This window comes from Myxococcus sp. MxC21-1 (genome assembly GCF_032612255.1).
Taxonomy (GTDB): domain Bacteria; phylum Myxococcota; class Myxococcia; order Myxococcales; family Myxococcaceae; genus Myxococcus; species Myxococcus virescens.
The window spans coordinates 7914799-7937314 of record NZ_CP123278.1; the positions used below are offsets into that span (position 1 = coordinate 7914799).

A 22516-nucleotide genomic window follows, 5' to 3' on the forward strand; every position below is an offset into this window, starting at 1 on the left:
AAGGGATGGTCATGCCGGATCCAAGGCCCAGGTACCTTCCTCCCACCGCTTCAAGGCCTGCTGCGCCTCGAAGGGGACCAACCCCTTGCATTTCGCGGCCTCTTCCAGAACTGCCTTGGCCTCCTCCGTGCGATGGCGGAGCAGGAATGCCGCCGCTGCAACACGGACATCCAGGCGTGGATGTTTGAAAAGAACGGCAAGCGCATCGCGTCCTGTATCTCCACGGGCGCGGAGTTCGTCGAAAACCGCCAGGTACTCATCAACATGCCTATTGGCAGCTTTAGAATCTCCCTTCCAGCCAGCCTCTGTCTCTGCTTGCACATACCGGGCGAATCGCTCAACCAGTTCTTCGATCTTCATCACCAGACTCCGCTCCTGATGTTCTCGATGGCCTGCAACCCGAATGCGCGCTGGGCCTCGTAAGGCTGCGTGCTCAGCCATTTCCTTACGGTGAGATCTCGCGAACCGGTGATCCTCAGGTTCTTCCGTGAATAGAAGGCGCTCACTTGGGTGTGCAATCCTTCTCCCAAAGGGATGACGTTCTCGGTGTTGTGCAGGGCATGAGGCCCGAACCGCTCCATGTTGCCAGGCGTCTGCTCGACGATGTGGTGCCAGTTCTTGCCAGGTCCCGCCGAGCCCAAGGCACTCTTGAGCCCGCTGAACGAGCCCCAGGACCTGAAGCCGGCAGCACTGCCCCCCGCTACGGCTCCTCTCACGCCCCGGGCCGTCATGGCGACCGCCGTAGCAGGTAGGGAGACGACGACGGTGCTTCCTTCAACGACGACCGCACTCACCTGCCCCACATTCGCAAGGCCGATACCCACCCGTGAGGCCCCGGCCGCCGCTGCCTCCATGAAGCTGGGCAGCATCGACAGGCGAGAGGCCAGCCACGCGGCGCCGCCGGTCATGCCATGACTCACCACCACGGTGACCGCGAGCACGAAGACGCGCGCCACCTCCGGTCCCACCCGGTTGGCGAAGCGATGACCCGCCTGCTCCAGCTCAACCCACGTCGTGGCCCGGTCCGTGGCCCGCTTCAGCTCCCGGCTCGCGTCCACCACCTCCAGGAACGTCTCCACTCCCAGGTAGATGAGCAGGACCGCCGAGACGATGGCCGCCGCCTTGGTGAACACCGGCTCGGGATTGGCCGCCAGCACGGCCCAGGTGATGAGGCCCGTGGCGATGACGGTGTAGAAGAGCTGGGGTGCCAGGGTCTTCTCCACCGCCCGGGCGATGCTCTCCTTGAGGGGCTCCAGCGACAGACCCAGGGCCACCCCCAGCTTGTCCCACTCGCCCAGGCCAAGCCCCATGTCGAGCAGGGAGAGGCAGTGGTCCCTGCGCTGGCCGGGCTCGCAGAGGCCGCCAAAGCTCTTGCGCATCAGACGCTGCCAGCGGGCGTCAGCACTGTTTCCGGGGTGGGAGGCGCGCACCAGCAAGCCTTGCTGGGGAGCACGGAGCGTCAGGGGCACCTCCAGCACCAACCGCTCCAGCGCCGCCTCGAATGATTCTGCGTCCACCGTCACGGACTTCTTCGAGGAAGACGGCCTGTACTCCAGGGGCGGGCCCTGCCCCGTGTCGAGGCGGATGGCACGCGGGGTGGAGCACGCAGCGAGGAGGACGAAGAGCAGGACCGTGACGCCCAGACGAGTTGCCATGAGACGCTTTCCAGCTCGAGGAAGGCTCCAGGCTACGGAAAGGCCGTGTAGCTGTCCCCGCTATCAGTCATCCCGCCGTGCGTGCCCCTTCTTCTTGCCGCGCCCGCGCCCGCGCCGGTCATCGTCGTCGTCATCGTCGTCCCAGTCATGTCGGCGGGCCTTCACCTTGTCATCCACCCGCAGGAGGCTGCGCGAGTACGCATCGAAGTCCAGGTGCAGGTGGCCCTTCGCCCGCCGCGTGGAGGCATGGAACTTCACCCGCCACACGTCCCGCCCCTTGCGGTCCGCGTCCTTCAGGCGGCACTCATAGCCACGCGAGCGGCATTGGTTGAAGCCCAGGTTCACCGCTTCCCTGTACGTCATCGCCACCGGACGCTGCGGAGGAGGCGGTGGATGTGGTGGAGGTGAGCGGGTGTGCAGGACACAACCCGAAGCGAGCATCAGACAGCCAATGACAAGGGCGAGTCGCATGCCATCCATGACGCATCAGCGCGGCACATCTTCAAAGCCACGCAGGGTATGAGCCAGGCACTGGAAAGTTACAGCCCTTCAGGCGACGCGAAGGCCGCGAACAGCTCACCGGCGAGATAGGCCCGCGAGCCCTTCGCGGCGGGACGGATGTAGTCGTTGACCACGGGCCCGCCCTGCTCCAGCTGGTGCCTCGACGGGAAGGACAGGTTCAGCCGGCCTCGCGCGACGCCCTTGCCGCCCCGGTGGATGAAGGTGACGGTGCCATGGGCATCCACGGCCTCCACCACGCCAATGTGTGTCATGCCGTCGTTGCGGCGGCCATCGCGGTTGCGGTCATACGTCTCACGGAAGAAGACGAGGTCTCCGGGACGCGGCGGCTGGTGGTGGACAGAGCCGACATCCACCGCGCGGCGGAAGATGGCGGAGACGGCGTTCTCTCCCGCGCGGAAGCCGTGCGCCACCAGGTCGATGCCGGCGGAGCGGTACGCCAGGCGCACGAAGCCGGAGCAGTCATCCGGGACGCCGCGGCTGACTCGGCGCAGGCTGCGCATGCCCACGAGTTGGAGGAGCGCTGGACGATGGAGCGCGACATCTGCGTGGGCGCGAGCACCACGTCCCAGAACCGGCCGGTGGTGCTGGCGGGCCCCGTCACCTGCTCGGCCGCTCGCAGCGTGGCCTCCAGCACGCCCGCGCTCACCCACTGTGTCGCCACCGTCGTGGGCGCCACTTCGGCGGCCCCCAGCTCCACCGCCGTGACGGGCACCGGCACCGGCTGCGCGAGGCCTCCTGGCGCGGCCACCGTCACCGCCTCCGCCGTGGCGACGGGCGCCGTGGGGCGCGGCTTCACGGTGGCACACCCCACGAGCACGCTGAGGGGGAAGACGGCAAGGAGTGGAAGGCGGAGCGACATGAGGGGCCGCATTCAAGACCACCTCCCAGGCCGTCCGCCAAGAACTCCCGGTGTCAGCCCTCCCAGGTCGCGAGCATGGCTCGCACCCGTGCATACCTCTGGAGCAGCGCCGCGCGGTGCGCAGTGAGCATCACCATGGAACCAATGACCAAGAGTCCCAGGACGAACAACGAGGCCGCGGCAATCCGGTGGTCCCGCATGCCGAAGCGCACCAGGTTCGCGACGATGCACGTCACCAGGAACGCCGTACCCAGATACACGTAGGAGCGGATGCGCAGCGCGATGCCACACGCCACGCCCACCACACAGAGCGTGACGCACAGGAGCATCGAAGCGCCATCATTGAACATGAGCGGCTTCCAGGCACCCGCCACGTAGATGGCGGTGACGGCCAGCGCACGCAACCGGGCATAGGTCTCCGCCTCGATGGCCTCGCGGAACACGCGCAGCAACGCGAGCAGGGAGAGCCCCGCGGGGATGACGTAGAACTGCGCCTCTCCCGCCCCCGTCCCCTGCCACACCAGCAGCAGCGCCGCGTTGAACGCCACCACCGACGTCAGCGACGCCAGACCCCGATGCCGCGGGTGCGTGGCCAGCGCGGCGAAGTGAGCGGCATACCCCACCATCAACGCCGCCCCGTGAAGGGGCTCGCTCCAGGGTGCGGAGAACAGCCCCGCCAGTGGGAAGAGGTATGCGCCCAACAAAGCGGGCCGTCGGAAACACGCCAGGGAGGAACCCTCGCGCTGCACGAAGAAGTAGAGGCCGGTGAACAGCGCACCGCCCACCAGAGCCGCAAGACTGTCGCCGGGGCCCGGGTGCGCCCCCATTCCCAACATGCGGACGGAGAGATAGCCCAGCGCGAGCACCACCTGCGCCATGTAGGCGGACGCCTCTTCCTTCTCCGTGGCCGCGCGGCGGACCAGGGCGAGGAGCAGCACACCCAGCGCCACGCTCGCCACCAGTCCCTCGCGGAGCGCGCCCAGCGACGTGTCCACGAGCGCCAGCCCCGCCATCACCTCGAAGAGCGCCACCCCGGCGAAGCCATGCCCCACGCTCCGGCGCCGCGACTTGCTGGCCACGAAGAGCGAGAGGGCCGCCAACAGCGCGCTGGCCGCTCCGAGGTACGGCAGGATGAACGCCGCGCCCCGGCCGCTGGAGTACACCGCGCCCAGATGCAGCAGCCATCCGTGCACGGCGGCGAGCGAGGCCAGCCACCCCACCACCTCGCGCTCGCGACGCCGCCACACCACGGCCCACGCCGCGCCCACGCCAAAGAGGAACGTCAGCGGGGTGCCCACGTGCTCCAGTTCGCGCAAGCCCGCGAGCGACAGCAGCGCCAGCACCCAGCCGCCATGGTGCAGCGAGGCGCCCACGCGCACACCGCGAGCGTCCACGAGCGACCCGATGAGGCACAGCGCCAGCCCTGTTCCACTGACGACAGCGGGCACCCACAGCGGGTCCACGGCGGCGACGAGCGAGGCCCCCAGCAACGCGGTGGCCACGTTGGCCATCCACCGCTCCTCGCCACCATCAACACACACGCCGTCACCGCGGCGCCCACCGCCACCGGCAGGGGCAGCGAGCCAGGGCCTGACAGGAGCAGGCGCTCCAGCAGCAGCGCGCCCAACGCACCGGCGCTGCCCACCCACAGCGGCTCGCTCCAGGTGTCCTCCAGCGGAGGCAACACCTTCGCGAAGGTCTGGGTGAGCGCGCGCTGGAGGCTTCCGGACTGGAGCACGGCGGACGCCACGGCCGCGCCCAACACCACGGCGATGACGGACAGGCCCGCGTCGAGCCCCCGCTCGAACAGCTCGTTCACGCTGACCGCGCCCATGGGCGCCAACGCCAACGCCCAGATGGCCGGAGCCAGCAGCCACCGCCGAGACAGCAGGAACGCGGCCAGCGCCAACACGCCCGCCAGCGTGGCCAGATGAGACGGCGTGGGCGAATAGAGGGTGGGCAGCGCCGCGAGGATGAGCGCCGTGACGACGGCGCCGGGCCGCAGCGCCGTGTCCGGCGCGCTCCGGAAGAACGCCCACACGCGAGCGGGCCGCTGACTCTCCGCGATGGCCAGCGCGAGCAGCAGGCCGATGACGATGGGACGCGCCTCCAGGAAGAAGAGGAGGGCCAGCGCGGAGCCGCACACGCGCAAGAAGGGACGCGGCCCGGGCATCAGCGCCAGGGACGCCAACAGCACATAGAGCGACGTGGGGACATGGTACGGCCTGAGCGCGACGACGAGCACGGGCAGGGCCACCACGGCGAGCCATCCCTGCATCCACGATGACAGCGCCTGGCGAGGCGCCTCCTCACGCGAGCGCAGCAGCAGCGATGCCGCGGCGGGGACGTGCGCCACGACACGCACCAACGCCAGGCTCAGCAGCGGAAGCGCCTGAACCCACGAGGGCAGCTCGCCTCCCACCACCACGATGCCCACGAAGGAATACGGGACAGCGAGCGACGCGAAGAACGGCTGACGGCTGGCTCGCGTCCAGAGCAGGGGCAGCACGCAGGTGCCCACGAGCAGCAACGGCAGCCCCGCGTCGTCCCACTTCACCACCGCGACGCCCAGCACCACGGCGGCGGACAACGTCGCCGCCAGGGCGAAACGGTGACCGCCCGCCCCCACGCGCAAGACCGCGGAGACCTCCTCCAGCATGGCCAGGAGACTCAACACCGCGGCGAGACACAACAACGGCACGGCGCCGAAACTGAATGTCGCGGTGAGCGCATAGAGCGCGGACACGGCGACACTCAGCCCCGCAGGCAGTACGCGCGCGGTGAGCAGCGCCGCGAGCGCTGCCCCCAGCAAAAGGGGCGCCTGCTCCGACGAACGCGCGCCCAGCAGGGCCGTCAGCGGGAAGACGAGCGCGATGAGCCCGGCGACCGTCGCGCTGATGCCTCGACCCCACCGCGCCGCGGCGACGGAAGCCCCCAGGGCCCAGCAGCAGAACAGCGCCACGGACAGGCCCGGCGACATCCATCCACTCCATGGCGAATAGAGACCCGGGATGTCATGCACCAGCGCCAGGGCCGACATGAGCACCGCGAGGGGACGCACCACCGGGAAGGTCCGTGACGCCACGGCCACCGCGCCCGCGGACACCAGAATGACGCCGGCCAGCCCCGGCGCCTGGGCCAGCACGCCCCAGGGAATCGCGAGCACCGCGTAGAAGACGCCCGGCAGACCCAGCCACCGCGTCAGCCCACCCCGCATCCCCAGCAGCGAGAGCCCGAGCGCCACCGCCGCGAGCGTGGGCGCCACCGCCGTGGACGAGAGCTCTCCGGCCAGGCGCGGAAGCGCGGCCGCCGCCAGCACGGACGCCAGCGCCATGAAGGAGGCACGCTGGAGCACCCAGGCGACAAGCACCGCGGCGGCGCCACACAGGGCCATGCCCGTCACGGCCGTGAAGCCATCGCCAGCAATCAGGCCCATGAGGAACCCCACCGTGGCCACCACGCCCACGACAGCGCCCAGCAACCCGCGCGTGCGCGCGGTGCACAGCATGCTCACCGCGGCGAGCACGAGGGCCAGCGCCCCTGACGCGACCGCGCCGCCGGATGCCCCCAGGACGGCGTAGGCCTGGAAGGGAAGGAACAGCGACAGCCCCGCCCCCACCACCGTCAGGAAGAAGCGCTCCACCAGCAGGCCCAGGACGAGACACAGCATCGCCAGCGCCAGCGCGCTCCAGAAAGAGGGCCGAGCATCCGGTCCCGACAGGCCAAAGAAGACGAAGAGCGGGCTCGCCACCGCGGTGGCGCGCAGCAGCACCTCCGCCAGCGCGAGGTCCCGTGCATTGCCCGTACGCTGGCCTCGCCACAGCCGCGACACGGCGAACAACGCGCCCGCGAAGATGAAGGGAAGCGCGGACAGCGCTCCGAATTGAAGCGGCAGCGGCTCGGTGACGTAACCGAACCAGGCCTTCACCGCATTGATGATGCGCCGCACCGGCCCAGGGATGAGCTGGGAGAAGGAGGCATAGGCGAAGTACGTGCTCGCATAGGCCGCGTAGACCCACCGGATGCGGGCGACGCCGCCGCGCGACAGCGACAGCAACGTCCACGAGATGACCGCCGCCGTGACGAAGAGCGCCGGCGCCGGAGCCAGCGCCGCGGCGATGAGGCAGGTGGCCTGGAGTGAGACCACGCCAATGGACAGCGAATCCGCGCCCCGCTCGGCGTCCAGGGTGCGGAAGCGCAACGCGGTGGCCAGGAGAAAGGCGCCGAACGGGGCATAGGTGCCAACGGAGACCGCCACGTCCGCGCCCGCCAGCGCGACGTGCAGGCGCGTGAAATAGAGCAGCAGCAGGTACAGCGGCGCGGCGAGGACGAAAGCGAGCGCGGTGCCCTCACGCGGCGCTGGTGGCGGACGCGAGGACAAGAGGAAGAAGAGCGCGCACGGCAGGACGTTGAGCCACAGCGCATGGATGCCCAGCCCCGCGGCGAGCGGCGCCAACCCCATCATCAAGGTACTGGCCACGAGCGCCAGTTGGATGAAGGGACGGGACGTGGAATCGAAGGCCTCCAGCGGCTTGCGCGCCAGGAAGGCCGCCACTCCCGCCCATGCCAGCAGCGCGGGAATGAGCCACACCGTGCCGACGCCTCCCAGTTGGAAGACGTCCCCCAAGCCCATGGGCCCCAGTGCGATACCAGCGAGCGGAGCCACGGCTGTACCGATGAGCCCCAGGATGTACCCAGGCTTGCGCAACGCCTCGCGCCTGGCGAGGTACGCTCCCCAACCGGTGAAGCCCGCGGAGCAACTCGCCGTCAGCCCGAACACCGTGAGCGAGCGGAAGCCGGACGACATCCCCACCCAACTCTCGAACACGAGGTAGAGGGCACTGGAGAGGATGAGGAAGGCCCCGACGAACCACATGAGGCTCTCGTAGAGGAACGGCCTCCACACGCGGTTCCAGGTGGAGGTCTCCTCGACGAGGCGCGCGGTGAGGCTTCGCGCCGACGGCGGCTCCGCGTAGGGCTCCGCCGGATTCGCGGGCAGCGGCAGCCAGACAGGCGGTTCCTCGGGAAGCGGCTCATCCGGCTGCACAGCCTCGGGCGCAGCGTCCACTCCAGCATCGGCCTCCGGCGCGGACGGGGGCGACGGCGCCGCGACGTCCTCCGGCTCCGACGGAGCAGACGCTTCGGCCTGGCGCGGCTCCTCGGTGAGACCCGGAGCCTCCACGGCCGGAGTCGCCTCGACCTCCGGTTGTACCGAGGCCGTCTCCTGCTGCGAGGGAGGCTCCTGCATCAAGGCCGCGGGAACGGACGTCGCGACATCCGCATGCGCCGGAGCCACGACGGTGGCCGTCTCCGCTGAGCCCGCTGGAGGCAGCTCCGTCAAGACCGCGAGGAGGATGCGAGCCTGCCGCTCATACCGCTCCGAGATGAAGCGCCGGACGTTGGGCGGAACCTCGGACGACTCCCACCGCGTCAGCTCATCGAGCAGGAATTGAACGTGCGTGAGCTCGGCTTCGATGACCTCACGCGACCGCCCCGTCATCCGAGCGCCACACAGCGCGCACCACAAGTCCTTGCCACGCCGCTCTTCGCGGCAGTCAGCGCAGTACATACATCCCCCTCGATACAACGAACATGCCATCCAAGAGGCCGTCGCGTACAGGCACCCCTGACGAAGGGGAACGCGTACACGCTGCATCACGCCCGTGACACCTGTGCATCCGGCTGCACAACCCGTGCGTGAGCGTCAACGCAGCGGGCGGCCGCCTTACCGCCGCTGGCACCTCGGCCCCGGCTGTGAAACGTTGCGCGCATGAGCACGGAAGAGCTGACGCTGCGACGCATCGAATCGAGGGATGACGCGGCGGTGGCCGGCATCATCCGGACGGTGATGCCGGAGTTCGGCGCGGACGGCCCTGGCTTCGCCATCCACGACCCCGAAGTGTCGGCGATGACCGCCGCCTACGTCCGGCCCCGGCACGCCTACTTCGTCGTGGAGCGGGCGGGGCGTGTCATCGGCGGCGGTGGAATCGCCCCACTGGAAGGAGGAGACGCGGGCGTCTGCGAGCTGCGGAAGATGTACTTCCTCCCCGAAGCCCGAGGACTCGGCCAGGGCGAGCGCCTGCTCCGACGCTGCCTGGAGTTCGCACGTGAAGCGGGCTTCCAGCGCTGCTACCTGGAGACGCTGGCGGGAATGCAGCAGGCCCAGAAGCTCTACCGCCGCATGGGCTTCGAGCCGCTGTGCGCGCCCATGGGCAGCACGGGCCACTTCGGCTGCGATCACTGGTACGCCCGGGATTTGTCAAAGCCGCTCGACTGACGAAGACGGACGGCCCCCTGCCCTGTCGGCGGCCCTTCGTACGGCCCAGGGCCTCGTCGCGCCCGCGTCCCCAGGTTTGGGGCGGGAGGCAGCACATGACGAGCATCCATCCCGCGGAAGGAACGCGCCATGCCTAGCCGGCAGGCGCCCACGAAGCCCGGCCGCGTCGTGGAACCACCGCCCCGGCCGGACAAGAAGCCCTTCGACATCGACGAGGTGCTCGGCCGCATCCGAGAGGCGGTGCGCCACTTCGCGGACGCGGCGATGTTCGCGCTCGCGGCCCGAGGACATGACACGCTCTTCGAGCAGCTCGTCGCCTGCATCCTCTCCATCCGCACACGCGACGAGGTGAGTCTGCCCGTCTCGCTCGCCCTGCTCCAGCGCGCCTCCACGCCGGAGGCCCTGGCGCGCATGTCGCCGGAAGACATCGACGCCCTCATCCAGCCCGTCACATTCCACGAAGCGAAGGCCTGGCAGCTTCACGCCATCGCCACGCGGACGCGGGATGAATTCGGAGGCGCGCTGCCGTGTGATGCCCAGGTGCTCCAGTCCTTCAAGGGCGTGGGCCCCAAGTGCGCACACCTGGCGCTGGGCATCGCCTGCGGGCACGAAGCCATCAGCGTGGACATCCACGTCCATCGGGTGACGAACCGCTGGGGCTATGTGCAGGCGCGCACGCCGGAGGCCACCATGGAGGCGCTGGAGGCCGTGCTCCCGCGCGCCTGGTGGGTGGAGCTCAACCGGCTGCTGGTGCCCTTCGGCAAGCACGTCTGCACGGGCACGCGGCCGAAGTGCTCCACGTGCCCGGTGCTGAGCTTCTGCCGACAGGTCGGCGTGAGGGACGCGCGCTGACGCTACCGGTCCTGCCCCACGAGCTGCGTCGCCCGGCGGGCCAGCCGCCGCCAGGGGTTGGTGCGGCCCCCATTCTCCAGCGTGATTTCCTTCGAGTGCCGCAGGTCCTTCGCCCAGCACCGCGCCAGCTTGCGGACGAAGGACGCGTCGTGGATGACGAGCGAGCCCTCCTTCAGCTTGTTGAGCGACAGCGAGTCCATGTTGGTGGAGCCCACCACCGCGAGCCAGTCGTCCACGAGCAGCGTCTTCGAGTGCAGCATCGACGGCTGGTACTCCCAGATGCGCACGCCCGCGGCCAGCAGCCGCTCGTACGTCGAGCGCTGGGACGCCCTCATGATGGGCACGTCATGGTTGGGCCCCGGCCCCAGGACGCGAATCTCCACGCCCTGACGGCACTTCTCCTCCAACTGCTCCAGAATCGCGTTGGGCGGTGAGAAGTACGCGTTGGCAATCCAGATGCGCTCGCACGCGGCGCCAATCACGATGCGAATCATTCGCTCCGCGTCGGTGAGGCCCAGCTTGCCCGCGCTGTCGATGAAGCCCGCGGCGCAGGGACCCGCGGGTTCCGCTTCCGGAAAGGCGCTCGGTGGAATCAACCCGCCACCCGACTCCTGCCAGTGCCGGGAGAACGACAACTGCATCCGGCGCACCTCGGGGCCCTCGACGCGAATGTGCGTGTCGCGCCACTCGTCCGGCTTCAGGCCGTCGCCTTCCCACACCTTCCAGATGCCGAAGCCGCCCGTGTAGCCAATGCGCCCGTCGACGATGACGAGCTTCTGGTGACTGCGCCCCAGCAGACGGCCCAGCACCTTGCCCGCCAGGAGCCGGAAGTAGTGGACCTCCACCCCGGCGTCCGTGAGCACCTTCTCCACCTTCTGGTCGAAGTCACGGTCGCCGCGAATCTCCTCGCTGCCCACCGGGTCCACCACCACGCGGCACGCCACGCCCGCCCGGGCGCGCTCCACCAGCGCCTCCACGACACGGTCCGACAGCTCACAGGGCCGCCAGATGTACACCAGGACATGGACGCTGCTCTGGGCGGCGCGGATGTCCGCCAGCATGCGCTCGAAGACCGCGCTGTTCTCCAGCAACTCCAGCGCGTGTCCGGGAATCAGCCCCACGCCCGTGGACTGGTACAGCGCGAAGGAGAAGGCCTCCGGCCCCGGCGGCAGCGTGAAGGGCCCGTGCATCTCATGTCGCGCACGCTCCACGCCTCCCGAGAAGCCCAGCGCCCCGGGCTTGGGAATCAGCGCCTCCAGCTCCTGCATTTCATGCATACGGACAAGCTAGGGATGCCTCCCTCCGCTTGGAATGCCGCGCCTGCTCGCCTGCCTTGGGCCCGACACACGCTTCCCGTTGCCGCGCGGCGGCATGCTGGCCACACTGCGCCCGTCCTCAAGCCTCCAGGAGCGCCAACCATGGTGGATGACACCCGACCGACAGCCCACGAGTTGCTGTCCCTGCCTCGACTCGCTCCGCTCGTGCCCATGCTGTACGTGGCCTGGACGGACGGGGAGCTCACGCCAGAGGAGATTCGCGCCATGGGCTCCGCCGCCCGCGCGCAGCCCTGGTTGGACCTGCGCGCCAACACCGTGCTGGCGCGCTGGCTGGACCCGCTGGTGCCGCCCAGCCCCGGTGAGCTGGCCCAGGTGCGCGAGCACATCCGCCGCACCGCCGAGCGACTGTCCCACAGCGAACACAACAACCTCGCCGAGCTGGGCGCGCGGCTCGCCCAGGTGGGCAACGGCGACGAGGGCCTCCCCGCGCCCATGCCGGAGCTGACGCGCGCGCTGGCGCAGCTGGAGGCGTCCCTGGGCGTCTCCGGCAGCGAGGCCGTCCGCGCGCTCGTCCCCGCCGCCTCCCCCAGCCGCGCCCATGAGGGCACGCCCACCTCCTTCGACCCGGAGGCGCTGCGCGCCGTGCTGGACCGGACCTATCCGGAGACGCGCGCCCAGGTGCGACAGTGGCTGGCGGACCCGGCCTTCCGCTACACGGACACCCGCGACACCGCGAGGTACCGCGACAAGGTGCTCGCCTGGCTCAAGGCCATGGCCGACCACGGACTGGGGCGCATCGCCTTCCCCGCGGACAATGAGACGAGCGCGGACCTGGGCGCCTTCGTGACCGCCTTCGAGACGCTGGCCTATTTCGACCTGAGCCTCGTCATCAAGGCTGGCGTCCACTTCGGCCTCTTCGGCGCCAGCATCCTCTTCCTCGGCACCGAGAAGCACCACCGGAAGTACCTGCCCCAGGTGGCCTCACTGGAGCTGCCCGGCTGCTTCGCCATGAGCGAGCTGGGCCACGGCTCCAACGTCCGGGACGTGGAGACGGTGGCCCGCTACGACGCGGAGGCCGGCGAGTTCGTGGTGCACACGCCGACGGAGACGGCGCGCAAGGAGTGGATTGGCAACGCCGCGCGGCACGGGCGCATCGCCACCGTGTTCGCGCAGCTCGAGGTCGGCGGCCGGGCGCTGGGCGTCCACGCGCTGCTGGTGCCACTGCGCGACCCGGCCGGGAAGGTGCTGCCCGGGATTCGCATCGAGGACTGCGGCGAGAAGATGGGCCTCAACGGCGTGGACAACGGCCGCATCTGGTTCGAGCACGTCCGCGTCCCGCGCGAGAACCTGCTGGACCGCTTCGGACAGGTGAACGCGCAGGGCGAATACACCAGCGCCATCACCGGCGACTCCAAGCGCTTCTTCACCATGCTGGGCACGCTGGTGGCGGGCCGGGTGAGCGTGGCCGCCGCGGCGCTGAGCGCGGCCAAGAGCGGGCTCACCATCGCCGTGCGCTACGGCGACCTGCGGCGCCAGTTCGGCCCCGCGGGCGACAAGGAGTTCCGCCTGCTGGACCACCAGGCCCACCAGCGGCGCCTGCTCCAGCCCCTGGCCAAGACGTACGCCATGGACTTCGCGCTCGAATACCTCGTCGAGCGCTACGTGAAGCGCACCGAGGAGGACGCGCGCGAGGTGGAGTCGCTGGCGGCCGGCCTCAAGGCCTACAGCACCGGCACACCACCGCCGTCCTCCAGGAGGCGCGCGAGGCGTGCGGCGGCCAAGGCTACCTCCAGGCCAACCGGCTGGCGGCGCTCAAGGCGGACACGGACGTGTTCACCACCTTCGAGGGCGACAACACGGTGCTGATGCAGCTGGTCGCCAAGGGCCTGCTCACCGGCCACCGCCAGCGCTTCGAGGACGACCGCGTCTTCGCCGTGCTGAAGCTGCTGGCGGACCGGGCCACCCGCGTGGTGGACCGAAACCCTTCGTCGCGCGGCGCACCGACAGCGACCACCTGCGCGACAACGACTACCACCTGCGCGCGCTGCGCTTCCGTGAGGAGGAGCTGCTGGCCACCGTGTCGCGGCGCCTGCGCAAGCGGCTGAGCGCGGGCGTGGAGGCCTTCGAGGCCTTCAACCAGGTCCAGGTCCACCTGCTGGAGCTGGCGCACGCCCACGTGGAGCGGCTGGTGCTGGAGCAGTTCCTCGAGGGCGTGGCCGACGTGAAGGACCCCGGGTTGAAGACGGTGCTGGGACGCCTGTGCGACCTCTACGGCCTGTCCTGCCTGGAGTCCGCCAACGGCTGGTTCCAGGAGCACGGGTGGCTGGAGGGCACCAAGGCGAAGGCCATCCGCAAGGAGGTGACGCGGCTGTGCGCCGAGCTCCGCCCGGACGCGGTGGCGCTGGTGAACGCGTTTGGAGTACCGGACACCTGCCTCGCCGCGCCCATTGGATTGGGCCACCTGTCGCCATGAGGTGAACGTTTGAGGCAGGCGGCACTGCCCGCCTGCCTCCCCCATGCACAGCATCGTGGGGCCATGACACGACACACGACGATTCTGATGTGCGCCCTCGGGTGGCTGTCGGGCTGCGCCACGATGTCTCCCGTGGAGCGCGCGGCCGCCCTGGAGGCCCAGAACAAGCAGCGGGTGCGACAGCTCACCGAGGAGCTCTACAACCTGCGCAAGCTGGACCGCATCCCGGAGTTCATCGCCGAGGACTTCGTGGACCGCTCCCAGGGCGCGCCCCTCAACGCAGTGGGGCCCGCCTTCATCCGTCAGCAGGCGGAGGCCAGCTTCAAAACGTTCCCCGAGCTGAAGTTCGACATCCTCCACCTGGTGGCGGACGGCGACCTGGTGCTCGCGCACTGGAAGGCCACCGCACCGGCCCCCCAGCCCCTCCTGCTGCAAGGGCACTCCCTGTACCGGCTGCGCGACGGCAAGGTGGTGGAGTCCTGGGACATCTCCGACCGCCTGTCGCCGCTGCTCCAGCGCGGCTACAAGGTGGTGCCGCCCACCATGTAGCCTTCGGCTCAGCCGCCGGGCGCGCGGAACACCGCGCCGTCCTGGCCTTCCACCACCAGGCTGGCGCCGTCCGACGGCGACACCCGGAGCGCCACGCGTGGCAGCCCCTTGCGGTCCCTCAGCACCAGACCGGGAGAGCCATGCTCGTCCGCACCCAGGATGGCCCGGGGCCGTCCGTCCGCGTCCGACAGCTCCAGCCGCGACGAGCCATCCACCTGAAGGCCCACCGCGAACAGCTCCCCGCCGCCGGGCTTGGACAGCGTCAGGCGCGGCGCCTCGTCGGAGTACACCATCAGCTCCGCCAGGGATTGGCCCTCGGCGGTGGAGAAGCGCAGCCGGGGCGAGCCGTCCTCGCCCACGCCCAGCAGCGCCCGGGGCCGGCCCGCGCCGTCGCGCAGCACCAGGCCCGCGTTGCCCTGCGCGTCGGTGTCCAGCGTGGCCCGCGTCTGCCCGCGCGCGTCCGTGAGCACCAGCCGGGAGGCCACCAGCGTCCCGGAGGACACGTCTTCGCCCCGGAGCGCCGCCGCGCCCAGCCCCAGTCCCGCCAACGCGAGCGCGGTGAACGTCAGCCCCTGCCACCGCCGGCAACTGCGCTCCAGCCGCGCCATCCGTGCTTCGAGCGAATCCGAATCCATTCGAACGCCTCCTCGCGAAGAGAAGCTAACGGAAGCGGGCCCGGTGCGCGCGCCCGACTGTCCAGCACTGACGGCCCGCCCACCCCCACCGTGGTCGCCGTGCCGCCGCTGACCTATTTGCGCATCCACCACTACCAGGAAGGCCCCATGACTTCACGACTCCGGCTGCTGCCACTGCTGGCCCTGCTCTCGCTGACCACCTGCGTGCGCAACCCCGCCACCGGCAAGCGCATGCTGTCGCTCGTCTCTCAACAGGACGAGATTGCCCTGGGCAAGCAGAGCGCGGAGGAGGTGCGCGGGTCCATTGGCCTCATCCAGGAGCCCAAGGTTCAGGAATACGTCGCCCGGGTGGGCCTGCCCATGGCGAAGGCCTCCGAAAGGCCGGAGCTGCCCTGGACGGTCCAGGCCGTGGATGACCCGGTGGTGAATGCCTTCGCCCTCCCCGGAGGGCCCGTGTTCGTGACGCGGGGCCTGCTGACCGCGATGAACTCCGAGGCGGAGCTGGCCTCCGTGCTGGGGCACGAAATCGCCCACATCACCGCCCGGCACTCCGTGGAGCAGCTGTCCCAGGCGCAGCTCGCCCAGGCCGGCCTGCTGCTGGGCAGCGTGCTCAGCGAGGACGTGGCCCGCTTCGGGGGCTGGCCGCCGCTGGCCTCCAACTGCTGTTCCTCAAGTACGGCCGCGACGACGAGCGCCAGGCGGACGAACTGGGCTTCAAGTACATGCTGAACGCCGGCTACGACGTGCGCCAGGCGGCCAACGTCTTCGCCACCCTGGACCGCGTGGGCAAGTCCGCGGGTGGACAGAGCCTCCCCACGTGGCTGTCCACCCACCCCGACCCGGGCGACCGCGTGAAGACGGCGAAGGAGCGCGCCGCGAAAGCCAACGTGGACTTCAACCAGCTCAAGGATGGCCGGGAGGAATACCTCGCCATGCTCCAGGGCATGGCCTACGGCGACGACCCGCGGCAGGGCTTCTTCCGGAGCAACGTCTTCATGCACCCGGGACTGCGCTTCCAGCTCACCTTCCCCCAGGGATGGAAGACGGCGAACCAGCCCCAGCAGGTGGCGGGCATCAGCCCGCAGGAGGACGCCATCGTCGGGCTGGTGCCCACTGGCAACATCGCGCCGCAGGAGGCGATGCGGCGCTTCCTCGCGCAGGACGGCATCCAGCCGGTGAGCGCGGCGCCCACGGGCTTCCCGCCGGGCGCCGCGTTCTTCCAGGCGCAGACGGAGCAGGGCGTCATCGCCGGCGTCACGGCCTTCGTGACCCAGGGCGGCACCACGCTCCAGCTCCTGGGCTACACCGGCGCGCAGCAGCTTCCCGCCTACGAGGACGCCTTCCGCGCGACCTTCTCCAGCTTCGGCGAGCTCACGGATGCCTCGGCGCTGGCCGTCCAGCCCGCACGAATTGAACTGGCGAAGGTGACGTCCCCCATGACGTTGCAGCAGTTCAACGAGCAGCACCCGTCCACCATCCCCGTGGAGGAGCTGTCCATCATCAACGGCGTGCAGCCCGGTGACATGCTTCCCGCGGGCCGCACGGTGAAGCGAGTGACGGGCGGGGTGCGGTCCACGCCCTGAGCCGTGCTCCGGCAGGGTGCGCCGGAGCACGGTGCGTCTCTCCGTATTCGATGTCGCTGCCGGCGCGCCCGGCCTGGCGGCGGTCCGTCTCCTCCGTGTAGTCGGTGGGGATGGTGTCGGGGCCGCGCCGAGGACGCTCGGCTCAAGGCCAACCTGGAAGCGACCCGCTCCGAGTGTGTCCGCCGTCTGGACGTGGCTCACTGAATCGAACATTCACATTGAATTATCCGAAACCCGATTTTCCACGGAAGGCACGCGGCGCATCATGAGCGGAATGAGCCACCACGAACGCGAGCGGTTGGCGACGGCCTACGCGGCGACGCGCTACCTCATCCGGCCCCATCCCAGCACGGGTGGTGTCGAGCAAATCCTGCGGGTGGGCGCCTTGCACCCGGCGCTGGACGCAACGCTTGCGGCGCGCGGCCACCGCGAGTGGGCCTTCCTGACGGCGTGGAATCCCGGCTCGCAGTGGCGGAGCGACGAGGAGAACCGCCGCGCACAGGAGCGCATGGTCGCGCAGCTCGTCGCCGGGGGTTGGGGGCAGCCCCGCGCTGGGCGAGGCGGATGACAGCAGTTGGTGCGAGCAGAGCCTCTTCGTCCCCGGGCTTCCTCGCGAGGAGGCCGGGCGCTTCGGCCGCGCCTACGGACAGGTCGCCGTGCTCGTGGGACGCACGGGAGGCCGGGCGGAGCTGCTGTTCTGCGAGGAAGCCCGCGCACCCGCCCCGTGAAGCACGCGGACAGGGTGCCCCCGCGCCGCCCGTGAGGACCGGGGCGCGGGGCGACGCCCACGCTCAGGGAATGGGGCCTCGGGGCTGCCCCGCCGCCGGCACGGAGCCGCTGCCCCCAGGGCGGCATCACCCGGGTTCTCCGGGATGACTTCCAACTCGCGGGCATTGATGACCCTGCGCGCCAGCTCATCGAACTCGATCTCCAGCACGCGGCCGGGTTGGTCCGCGAGGCCGAAGCGGATGCGCCAGAAGTTGGGGCGGATCTCCACCGCCTCCCCGGTCTCGGCCAACACCAGTGCGTTGTTGCGGGCGTATTCCTCACCGGCCTGGACCACGTCCCGGGCTCCCAGCTCCGTCTGCACGGCGGCCGAGCTGGGAGGGGCGGGGGACGGCCGGTGGGCCCCGTCGCGCAGGCCATGGAGGCCAGGATGGCGCCGGGCAAGAGGAACCGGGGGACGATGCGAAATCGGATCGGCGTCATATGCCCATGGTGAGCACGCCGCGTGCCACCTGCAGGCAGGGAAGCCGGAAACGTCCAGTGCTGGACCTGCCTCCGGCGCGGCGCCCGTGTGGCACCCCGCCGGGAGGAGCACCCCGCCCCGGCATGCGTCCGGGGCGGGAAGGGCCCTACTTCGCCGGAGCGGGCGTCGGGGCGATGGCGCGCTGCTTCTCCACCACCTCGTCGATGAGGCCGTACTGCCGCGCGTCCTCGGCGCTCATGAAGTAGTCGCGCTCGGTGTCCTTCTCGATGCGCTCGATGGTGTGCCCCGTGTGCTTCACGATGAGGCCGTTGATGTAGCTGCGCAGGCGGAGGATTTCCTTGGCCTGGATGTCGATGTCCGTGGCCTGGCCCTGCGCGCCGCCCAGCGGCTGGTGAATCATGATGCGGCTGTTGGGCAGGGCGTGGCGCTTGCCCTTCGCCCCCGCCAGCAGCAGCAGCGCGCCCATGGAGGCCGCCTGCCCGACGCAGATGGTGGACACCGGACACTTCACGTACTGCATGGTGTCGTAGATGGCGAGGCCCGCCGTCACGGAGCCACCCGGCGAGTTGATGTAGAGGTTGATGCCCTTGTCCGGGTCCTCCGACTCCAGGAAGAGGAGCTGGGCAACGATGATGTTGGCCACGTCGTCATTGACAGGCGTGCCCAGCATGATGATGCGGTCCTTGAGGAGCCGGCTGTACAGGTCGTACGCCCGCTCGCCGCGGTGCGTGGTCTCGATGACGAAGGGGACGTTCATGACGCCCCTACCCTAATCGCCCTTCCGCCGCCGCGCCCGTCCCTTCTTCCCGGAGCGTGCGCTGCCCCACGCTTCGACGCCGGGGCCCCCTGCCCCCCTGGGGGCCTACCCCTTGTGGCCCGTCATGTCCTCCGGGCGGACCCACTGGTCGAACTGCTCGGGCGTGACGAGCCCCAGCGCCACGGCCGTCTCCTTGAGCGTCGTGCCGTCCCTGTGGGCCGTCTTGGCGATTTTCGCCGCGTTGTCGTAGCCGATGTGGGGGTTGAGCGCCGTGACGAGCATCAGGCTGCGCTCCAGGTTCTCCTGGATGCGGGGCCGGTTGGGCTCGATGCCCACCGCGCAGTGCAGGCGGAAGCTGCGCATGCCGTCCGCCAGCAACCGGCAGCTCTGGAGCAGGTTGTGGGCGATGAGCGGCTTGAAGACGTTGAGCTGGAAGTTGCCGGACGCCCCGCCCACGGTGACGGCGACGTCGTTGCCCATCACCTGGGCGCACAGCATGGTGAGCGCCTCGCTCTGGGTGGGGTTCACCTTGCCCGGCATGATGGAGCTGCCCGGCTCGTTCTCCGGGATGGTGATTTCCGCCAGCCCCGAGCGCGGCCCCGAGGACAGCCAGCGCACGTCGTTGGCCACCTTGAAGAGCACCACCGCCAGCCCCTTCAGCGCCCCGTGCGCCTGCACCAGCGCGTCGTTGGCGGCCAGCGCCTCGAACTTGTTGGGCGCGGTGACGAAGGGGTGGCCGGTGAGCTGGGCCACCTCCTGCGCCACCCGCTCGGCATAGCCCTTGGGGGCGTTGAGGCCGGTGCCCACCGCCGTGCCGCCCAGGGCCAGCTCCAACAGGTGCGGCAGGGTGCGCTCCAGGTGGCCCTTCGCGTGGTCCAGCTGCGCCACGAAGCCGCTGACCTCCTGCCCCAGCGTCAGGGGCGTGGCGTCCTGCAAGTGGGTGCGGCCCACCTTCACCACGTCATGGAAGGCGCGGGCCTTCTGCGCGAGCACGTCGCGCAGCGCCTTCAGCTCCGGCAGCACGTGCTCGGTGATGGCAGCCACGGCGGCCACGCTCATCGCGGTGGGGAAGACATCGTTGGAGCTCTGCCCCTTGTTGACGTCGTCGTTGGGGTGGACCTTGCGGCCCTCGCCGCGCTCGCCGCCCAGCAGTTCCGAGGCGCGGTTGGCGAGCACCTCGTTCGTGTTCATGTTCGTCTGCGTCCCGCTGCCCGTCTGCCAGACGCTCAAGGGGAACTCCGCGTCGTGCTGGCCGGCCAGCACCTCGTCCGCGGCCCGGATGATGGCCTCGCCCTTCTCCTTCGCCAGCGAGCCGTTCTCCACGTTCACCCGCGCGGCGGCCTTCTTCACCAGCACCAGGGCGCGGATGAGGGCCAGCGGCATGCGCTCGGTGGAGATGGCGAAGTTCTGGAGGCTGCGCTGCGTCTGCGCGCCCCACAGCCGGTCGGCGGGGACGTCGATGGGACCGAAGGTGTCTTTCTCGGTACGGACGTTCTTCGTGCTCACGCGCGGGGCTCCTCGGAAAGAAAGGTGGGCCCCATCGAATAACAGGCCGGAGCCCTCAGGCAGGGCTCCGGCGTGATTTTCTCCGTTGGACGCTGAGCACTACACCCGGCGCTCGACGCGGGGCGTGCGCTCCGAATTGCCCAGACCGGACAGCCAGCTGTACGTGCGCCGCAGGGGCGCGGTGCCCGTCGCCGACGGCGGCGTGAAGGCCCACAGCAGCAGGTACACCATCAGCGCGGTGCCCCCGGACACCGCCAGCGCCACCACGAAGCCCACGCGAATCAGCGCCGCGTCCACGCCCAGCTCCCGCCCCAGCGCCGCGCACACCCCGGTCAGCAGCCGCCCATCCACGCCCCGGTGCATGGGCTCCGTGCGCGCGCCGCAGCGCGGGCACCTCCGGACCTCCAGGCTCACTTCCTCGGTGCAGGTGGCGCAGCGTCTCTTGGCGTCCATCACATCTCCCTTCTGGGGCCGCTCCCACTTGGCGTCCGTGGCCCTCATTCCTACCTACGCGCCCTGGTGCACCCCATTGCATACGCCCCGGGGACGATCTGTTGATTTACAGATTTAACACGCCGGCTGTTGACACAGTTACAGGCAAGCAGGCAAAGATTCACTCCGCACTTCCTTTTTGCCCTCATAGGACTCATTTTCCGAGCCGTCACGGCAGATTTACAACGCACCTAGCCAAAGGAGCTCAGATGTCGGACCAAGCCCCCTCTGTGAATCCCCCGGCGTTCGGACCGGGAGTGGTGGTGAAGGGGACCTGGCACCCCGACTACGCCGAGGTCCTCACGCCCGAGGCCCTGGAATTCGTGGCGAAGCTGGCCCGCAACTTCGGCGAGCGCCGGCTGGCCCTGCTGGAGCGCCGCAAGACGGTGCAGGCGGCCTGGAGCAAGGGAGAGCGGCCCCACTTCCTGCCGGAGACGAAGGCCATCCGGGAGGGCGACTGGACGGTGGCTCCCCTGCCCGCCGACCTTCAGGACCGCCGCGTGGAGATCACCGGCCCGGTGGACCGGAAGATGGTCATCAACGCGCTGAACTCCGGGGCGAATGTCTTCATGGCGGACTTCGAGGACGCCAACAGCCCCACCTGGGACAACGTGGTGCGCGGGCAAATCAACCTGCGCGACGCCGTGCGCGGCACCATCTCCTTCACGGCGGAGAACGGGAAGCACTACGCCCTCAACCCGAAGCGCGCCGTGCTCTTCGTGCGCCCCCGCGGCTGGCACCTGCCGGAGCGGCACATCGAAATCGACGGCAAGCCCATCTCCGGCTCGCTGTTCGACTTCGGGCTCTTCTTCTTCCACAACGCCCGGGAGCAGCTGGCGCGCGGCACCGGCCCCTACTTCTACCTGCCGAAGATGCAGAGCCACCTGGAGGCCCGGCTGTGGAACGACGTGTTCCACCTGGCCCAGGCGGAGCTGGGCATCCCGCGCGGCACCATCAAGGCCACCGTCCTCATCGAGACGCTGCCCGCCGCGTTCGAGATGGACGAAATCCTCTACGAGCTGCGCGAGCACTCCGCCGGCCTCAACTGCGGCCGCTGGGACTACATCTTCAGCTTCATCAAGACGCTCCAGTCGGACACCCGCGTGGTGCTGCCCGACCGCGGCCAGGTGACGATGGACAAGGCGTTCCTCAACGCCTACTCGCAGCTGCTCATCCAGACCTGCCACCGCCGCAACGTGCACGCCATGGGCGGCATGGCGGCCTTCATCCCCATCAAGGGGGACGCGGCGGCCAACGACGCCGTCATGGACAAGGTCCGCGCGGACAAGCTGCGCGAGGTGAAGAACGGCCACGACGGGACGTGGGTGGCGCACCCCGGCCTCGTTGAAATCGCGCGCGACATCTTCGACTCGCACATGAAGGGCCCCAACCAGCTCTCCAACAAGCGCGAGGACGTGAAGATTGGCGAGGCGGAGCTGCTCAAGGTGCCGTCCGGCACGCGCACCGAGGAAGGCCTGCGCCACAACATCCGCGTGGGCATCCAGTACACCGCCGCGTGGCTGGGCGGCCTGGGCTGCGTGCCGCTCTACAACCTGATGGAGGACGCGGCCACCGCCGAAATCTCACGCGCCCAGGTGTGGCAGTGGATTCACCACGGCGCCTCTCTGGAGGACGGCCGCAAGGTGACGCCCGCCCTCTTCCGCGACGCGCTGGGCGAGGAGATGGGCCGCCTCGAGAAGGAAGGCGCCAGGGAGCGCTACGGCGCCGCCCACCTGGAGCGCGCGCGCGTGCTCTTCGAGCAGCTCTCCACCGCCGGCACCTTCGAGGACTTCCTCACCCTGCCGGCCTACGACGCCCTGGAAGCCCAACGCTGAACCCTTCGCACTTTCGCAGCAGCAACCCACCACT

The 22516-nt window shown here is 69.8% G+C and carries 19 protein-coding genes and 2 pseudogenes; 10 read left to right on the forward strand and 11 right to left on the reverse strand.

Annotated features, from left to right (window positions below):
• Window positions 1–9 precede the first annotated feature (9 nt).
• The 4 genes from QEG98_RS35285 to QEG98_RS42445 form a co-directional block, all read right to left on the reverse strand.
• Window positions 10–360, reverse strand: coding sequence for a DUF2019 domain-containing protein (locus QEG98_RS35285; protein WP_316568015.1), 351 nt, complete (start codon window positions 358–360; stop codon window positions 10–12).
• On the reverse strand, window positions 360–1655 hold the full coding sequence (locus QEG98_RS35290) for a hypothetical protein (RefSeq protein ID WP_316564441.1): 1296 nt from the start codon (window positions 1653–1655) through the stop codon (window positions 360–362). Before QEG98_RS35290 ends, QEG98_RS35285 begins: the two co-directional genes overlap by 1 nt.
• A 63-nt stretch (window positions 1656–1718) precedes the next feature.
• Window positions 1719–2126 (reverse strand): hypothetical protein, encoded by a 408-nt coding sequence (locus tag QEG98_RS35295; protein WP_316564442.1) that lies wholly within the window; start codon window positions 2124–2126, stop codon window positions 1719–1721.
• Between the two features lie 68 nt (window positions 2127–2194).
• Entirely contained in the window at window positions 2195–2677 is a 483-nt protein-coding gene (locus tag QEG98_RS42445; protein WP_410477887.1) for a CHAP domain-containing protein, read from the reverse strand.
• A gap of 27 nt (window positions 2678–2704) precedes the next feature.
• On the opposite strand from QEG98_RS42445, the gene QEG98_RS42450 reads away from it, so the two are divergent.
• Entirely contained in the window at window positions 2705–3163 is a 459-nt protein-coding gene (locus QEG98_RS42450) for a hypothetical protein (protein ID WP_410477888.1), read from the forward strand.
• A 1155-nt stretch (window positions 3164–4318) separates the two neighbouring features.
• Here QEG98_RS42450 and QEG98_RS35305 read toward each other — a convergent pair.
• Window positions 4319–8605, reverse strand: a complete 4287-nt coding sequence (locus QEG98_RS35305) for a hypothetical protein (RefSeq protein ID WP_316564443.1) — start codon at window positions 8603–8605, stop codon at window positions 4319–4321.
• A gap of 201 nt (window positions 8606–8806) precedes the next feature.
• On the opposite strand from QEG98_RS35305, the gene QEG98_RS35310 reads away from it, so the two are divergent.
• Window positions 8807–9313: a GNAT family N-acetyltransferase gene (locus QEG98_RS35310; RefSeq protein ID WP_316564444.1), complete on the forward strand. Its 507-nt coding sequence runs from the start codon at window positions 8807–8809 to the stop codon at window positions 9311–9313.
• 129 nt (window positions 9314–9442) lie between these two features.
• Window positions 9443–10165: an endonuclease III domain-containing protein gene (locus QEG98_RS35315; protein ID WP_011556357.1), complete on the forward strand. Its 723-nt coding sequence runs from the start codon at window positions 9443–9445 to the stop codon at window positions 10163–10165.
• A 2-nt stretch (window positions 10166–10167) separates the two neighbouring features.
• Here QEG98_RS35315 and QEG98_RS35320 read toward each other — a convergent pair whose 3' ends face one another.
• On the reverse strand, window positions 10168–11442 hold the full coding sequence (locus QEG98_RS35320) for a phospholipase D-like domain-containing protein (RefSeq protein ID WP_316564445.1): 1275 nt from the start codon (window positions 11440–11442) through the stop codon (window positions 10168–10170).
• A gap of 492 nt (window positions 11443–11934) precedes the next feature.
• Between QEG98_RS35320 and QEG98_RS35325 the strand changes: the two are divergent.
• The 3 genes and pseudogenes from QEG98_RS35325 to QEG98_RS35340 all read left to right on the forward strand — a co-directional run bounded on the left by QEG98_RS35325 (window position 11935) and on the right by QEG98_RS35340 (window position 14464).
• Window positions 11935–13547, forward strand: a pseudogene (locus QEG98_RS35325) (acyl-CoA dehydrogenase family protein).
• A complete protein-coding gene (locus QEG98_RS35335; protein WP_316564448.1) occupies window positions 13520–13915 on the forward strand; it encodes an acyl-CoA dehydrogenase in 396 nt (131 codons plus the stop codon). The pseudogene QEG98_RS35325 and the gene QEG98_RS35335 overlap by 28 nt, the downstream one beginning before the upstream one ends.
• A gap of 63 nt (window positions 13916–13978) precedes the next feature.
• Entirely contained in the window at window positions 13979–14464 is a 486-nt protein-coding gene (locus tag QEG98_RS35340) for an ester cyclase (protein WP_316564449.1), read from the forward strand.
• A gap of 8 nt (window positions 14465–14472) precedes the next feature.
• On the opposite strand, the gene QEG98_RS35345 is transcribed toward QEG98_RS35340, so the two are convergent.
• Window positions 14473–15099 (reverse strand): hypothetical protein, encoded by a 627-nt coding sequence (locus QEG98_RS35345; RefSeq protein WP_186817743.1) that lies wholly within the window; start codon window positions 15097–15099, stop codon window positions 14473–14475.
• Window positions 15100–15459: 360 nt separating this feature from the next.
• On the opposite strand from QEG98_RS35345, the pseudogene QEG98_RS35355 reads away from it, so the two are divergent.
• The 3 genes and pseudogenes from QEG98_RS35355 (at window position 15460) to QEG98_RS35365 (ending at window position 17410) form a co-directional block, all read left to right on the forward strand.
• Window positions 15460–16682 (forward strand): annotated as a pseudogene (locus QEG98_RS35355) (M48 family metalloprotease).
• Between the two features lie 265 nt (window positions 16683–16947).
• A complete protein-coding gene (locus QEG98_RS35360) occupies window positions 16948–17250 on the forward strand; it encodes a DUF3293 domain-containing protein (RefSeq protein ID WP_316564451.1) in 303 nt (100 codons plus the stop codon).
• Window positions 17138–17410: a DUF3293 domain-containing protein gene (locus QEG98_RS35365; RefSeq protein WP_316568017.1), complete on the forward strand. Its 273-nt coding sequence runs from the start codon at window positions 17138–17140 to the stop codon at window positions 17408–17410. The genes QEG98_RS35360 and QEG98_RS35365 overlap by 113 nt, the downstream gene beginning before the upstream one ends.
• Here the strand turns inward: QEG98_RS35365 and QEG98_RS35370 are convergent.
• The 4 genes from QEG98_RS35370 to QEG98_RS35385 all read right to left on the reverse strand — a co-directional run bounded on the left by QEG98_RS35370 (window position 17323) and on the right by QEG98_RS35385 (window position 20608).
• The gene (locus QEG98_RS35370) at window positions 17323–17772 is read right to left on the reverse strand and encodes a hypothetical protein (protein ID WP_316564452.1); all 450 of its coding nucleotides are present in this window, start codon (window positions 17770–17772) and stop codon (window positions 17323–17325) included. The genes QEG98_RS35365 and QEG98_RS35370 overlap by 88 nt on opposite strands.
• Before the next feature lie 265 nt (window positions 17773–18037).
• A complete protein-coding gene (gene clpP, locus QEG98_RS35375; RefSeq protein WP_141589324.1) occupies window positions 18038–18649 on the reverse strand; it encodes an ATP-dependent Clp endopeptidase proteolytic subunit ClpP in 612 nt (203 codons plus the stop codon).
• Between the two features lie 105 nt (window positions 18650–18754).
• Window positions 18755–20155 carry a class II fumarate hydratase gene (gene fumC / locus QEG98_RS35380; RefSeq protein ID WP_316564453.1) on the reverse strand — a complete coding sequence of 467 codons (1401 nt, stop codon included), beginning with the start codon at window positions 20153–20155 and terminating at the stop codon, window positions 18755–18757.
• Window positions 20156–20254: 99 nt separating this feature from the next.
• Entirely contained in the window at window positions 20255–20608 is a 354-nt protein-coding gene (locus tag QEG98_RS35385) for a PspC domain-containing protein (RefSeq protein WP_228557770.1), read from the reverse strand.
• A gap of 248 nt (window positions 20609–20856) precedes the next feature.
• Between QEG98_RS35385 and aceB the strand changes: the two genes are divergently transcribed.
• Entirely contained in the window at window positions 20857–22482 is a 1626-nt protein-coding gene (gene aceB / locus QEG98_RS35390) for a malate synthase A (RefSeq protein WP_316564454.1), read from the forward strand.
• Window positions 22483–22516 lie beyond the last annotated feature (34 nt).

What these genes read in the sequence shown, in the direction of transcription:
- QEG98_RS35310 (WP_316564444.1), top strand. Translation starts at nt 8,807, where the DNA reads ATGAGCACGGAAGAGCTGACGCTGCGACGCATCGAATCGAGGGATGAC.
- clpP (WP_141589324.1), bottom strand. Translation starts at nt 18,649, where the DNA reads ATGAACGTCCCCTTCGTCATCGAGACCACGCACCGCGGCGAGCGGGCG.
- QEG98_RS35385 (WP_228557770.1), bottom strand. Translation starts at nt 20,608, where the DNA reads ATGGACGCCAAGAGACGCTGCGCCACCTGCACCGAGGAAGTGAGCCTG.
- QEG98_RS35320 (WP_316564445.1), bottom strand. Translation starts at nt 11,442, where the DNA reads ATGCATGAAATGCAGGAGCTGGAGGCGCTGATTCCCAAGCCCGGGGCG.
- QEG98_RS35290 (WP_316564441.1), bottom strand. Translation starts at nt 1,655, where the DNA reads ATGGCAACTCGTCTGGGCGTCACGGTCCTGCTCTTCGTCCTCCTCGCT.
- QEG98_RS35360 (WP_316564451.1), top strand. Translation starts at nt 16,948, where the DNA reads ATGAGCGGAATGAGCCACCACGAACGCGAGCGGTTGGCGACGGCCTAC.
- QEG98_RS35285 (WP_316568015.1), bottom strand. Translation starts at nt 360, where the DNA reads ATGAAGATCGAAGAACTGGTTGAGCGATTCGCCCGGTATGTGCAAGCA.
- QEG98_RS35340 (WP_316564449.1), top strand. Translation starts at nt 13,979, where the DNA reads ATGACACGACACACGACGATTCTGATGTGCGCCCTCGGGTGGCTGTCG.
- QEG98_RS35295 (WP_316564442.1), bottom strand. Translation starts at nt 2,126, where the DNA reads ATGCGACTCGCCCTTGTCATTGGCTGTCTGATGCTCGCTTCGGGTTGT.
- aceB (WP_316564454.1), top strand. Translation starts at nt 20,857, where the DNA reads ATGTCGGACCAAGCCCCCTCTGTGAATCCCCCGGCGTTCGGACCGGGA.
- QEG98_RS35305 (WP_316564443.1), bottom strand. Translation starts at nt 8,605, where the DNA reads ATGTACTGCGCTGACTGCCGCGAAGAGCGGCGTGGCAAGGACTTGTGG.
- QEG98_RS42450 (WP_410477888.1), top strand. Translation starts at nt 2,705, where the DNA reads ATGGAGCGCGACATCTGCGTGGGCGCGAGCACCACGTCCCAGAACCGG.
- QEG98_RS35345 (WP_186817743.1), bottom strand. Translation starts at nt 15,099, where the DNA reads ATGGATTCGGATTCGCTCGAAGCACGGATGGCGCGGCTGGAGCGCAGT.
- QEG98_RS35315 (WP_011556357.1), top strand. Translation starts at nt 9,443, where the DNA reads ATGCCTAGCCGGCAGGCGCCCACGAAGCCCGGCCGCGTCGTGGAACCA.
- QEG98_RS42445 (WP_410477887.1), bottom strand. Translation starts at nt 2,677, where the DNA reads ATGCGCAGCCTGCGCCGAGTCAGCCGCGGCGTCCCGGATGACTGCTCC.